This window comes from Mycobacteroides sp. H001 (assembly GCF_001440005.1).
In the GTDB taxonomy this organism is placed as follows: domain Bacteria; phylum Actinomycetota; class Actinomycetes; order Mycobacteriales; family Mycobacteriaceae; genus Mycobacterium; species Mycobacterium gwanakae.
The window spans coordinates 1-2,063 of the sequence record NZ_LJYH01000041.1 but is presented as its reverse complement, the minus strand read 5'-3'; the positions used below and the strand labels follow the sequence as shown (position 1 = coordinate 2,063).

The window sequence follows — 2,063 nt, the reverse complement described above, 5'->3', positions numbered from 1 at the left end:
AGTACAGCACTACAGATAACCCTGTAGCTCACGAAATCAAACAGGCCACCAGCAACCGTCGAGGACAGTCGAGTACACCCAACATGTACCTACAGATAAACAGCGGATAGTGCGGATTACGGTCAAGCCGTTCATGGACATGTCGACAATGATCGAGGAGCGGCTGACACAGTGTTGTGTGCACGTCGGAACGCACGCCGGGCAGGATCAGTGCGCACCGTTCTGTGCGGTACAGGCGTGGCCGGCGCTGTCCCGGCAACGGCTGTCGGTGTCCGCGGCGGGCGCTGCACCTGAGCTGGTCTTGCTTCCGATCCAATAGGCAAGTGCACCAACGTTGATGATGGCACCGAGCAGGCAGACTCCGGACCATCCGTGGGCGGAGTACATCCACGTCGACGCGATGGCGCCGATAGCGCTGCCGATGGAATAGAAGGTCATGTAGGCGGCGGTGAGACGACCATGAAGTTCGGTCTCCAGCCGATAGATGAGGCTTTGGTTCGCCACGTGCACCGACTGCAGGCCGAAGTCGATGATCACGACCGCGAGGGCGAGTCCGAGCAGCGTCCAGCGCAGGGTGGCCGCCAATGCCCATGCCGCCAGCATCAACGACAGTCCCGCGCCTGTCACCCGGCTTGCCCAGCCCCTGTCGCACCATGCCCCGGCCTTGAAGGCGCCCAGTGCGCCCGCGGCGCCGGCCAGCCCGAACAACCCGACTTCGCTATGCGACAAGTGATACGGCGCAGCGATGAGTGGTAACACCATGGGCGTCAAGAGCACGGTGATGGCGGCGAAAATGAGCATCGCGAGGATGGCCCGAGAGCGCAGCACCGGCTCACTGCGCAGCAGCCACATGGTTGACAGCAGCAGCCGGCGGTAGGGCAGCCTGCGGTGTGGGCGCGTGGATTGCGGCAGTGTGCGTTGCAACAGTGCGGCCGTGGCGACCGCAGCGAGGGCGGCCACCGCATAAACCGAGCGCCAGCCGAAGAGATCGGATAGCACGCCGGATACTGTGCGTGCCAAGAGAATTCCGCTGATTATCCCGCCGGTTACCACCCCGACCGCCCATCCCTGCCGCTCCGGGGCGGCGTGCACGGCGGTATAGGTGACCATCACCTGCGTCACCACGGCGAGTGCGCCCAGCGCGGTGACACTGGCCAGGAATGTCCACGCGTTCGGCGATATTGCGGTGGCGCACAGCGATGCGCTCAGCAGGACGGTTTGCCCGATGATGAGCGGGCGTTGGTCGACGATATCCCCGAGGGGGACGACCAGCAGCAGGCCGATGGCGTACCCGATCTGGGTGAGTGTCAGCACGATACCGACGTGCGCTGTGGGCATGGAGAATTGCGCGCCGATCGTGTCGAGCAGCGGCTGTGAGAAGTAGATGGTGGCCACCGCGAGGCCACTGGCAAGCGAGAACAACACGATGACGGGTCTGGTCAGCACGTGCACCCCTGGGTAGAGTTGGTTTCACTTCGCAACCGTTGAAGCGTGGCATGAATGGTTGCATATTGCAACCAAAGGAGGTCGTCGATGGTGGGACGCGCCAGTCATGCGGATTCGAGCTGCACCTTGGCCAGGCCGTTGGGTGAGGTCGGGGACGGCTGGTCGCTGCTGATCGTTCGTGACGCGTTCGACGGTTTGCGCCGATTCGGTGAGTTTCAGAAGAGTCTTGGGCTCGCGAAGAACATCTTGGCGTCTCGGCTGGCGACATTGGTGGACAACGGCATCCTTGAGACTGTTCCGGCCGGGGCGCGCCACGAGTACCAACTGACCGAGAAGGGCCGCGGGCTCTTCCCCGTCTTGGTGGCACTGCGGCAATGGAGCGACGAGTTCTGTTTCGCCCCTGGAGAACCACGCGTCTGTCTGGTGGATCGCGAGACATCGCGGCCGGTGCAACGCTTCGAGCTGCGCGCGGCGGACGGCCGGGCATTGGCCCCGGAAGATACGGCCGTGCTCGGGGTCTAGGCCGTGTCTGATAAATGCGGTAGCCAAAGTGTGATGGCCCTTAGGACTGCTCCGCCGCGGTAAACGATGGCGAGTTTGTCGTAGCGGGTGGCCAG

General features: G+C 63.5%; 2 protein-coding genes and 1 pseudogene. 2 read left to right on the top strand and 1 reads right to left on the bottom strand.

From position 1 onward, the window contains the following. Positions 1-100: 100 nt before the first annotated feature. Positions 101-277: pseudogene (locus AOT83_RS28230) on the top strand (radical SAM protein); the annotation flags it as partial. Here the strand turns inward: AOT83_RS28230 and AOT83_RS19570 are convergent. Beyond that, positions 208-1,446: an MFS transporter gene (locus AOT83_RS19570; protein WP_078284468.1), complete on the bottom strand. Its 1,239-nt coding sequence runs from the start codon at positions 1,444-1,446 to the stop codon at positions 208-210. The pseudogene AOT83_RS28230 and the gene AOT83_RS19570 sit on opposite strands and share 70 nt — an antisense overlap. A gap of 87 nt (positions 1,447-1,533) precedes the next feature. Between AOT83_RS19570 and AOT83_RS19565 the strand changes: the two genes are divergently transcribed. Then, positions 1,534-1,968, top strand: a complete 435-nt coding sequence (locus AOT83_RS19565; RefSeq protein WP_030096425.1) for a helix-turn-helix domain-containing protein — start codon at positions 1,534-1,536, stop codon at positions 1,966-1,968. Positions 1,969-2,063 lie beyond the last annotated feature (95 nt).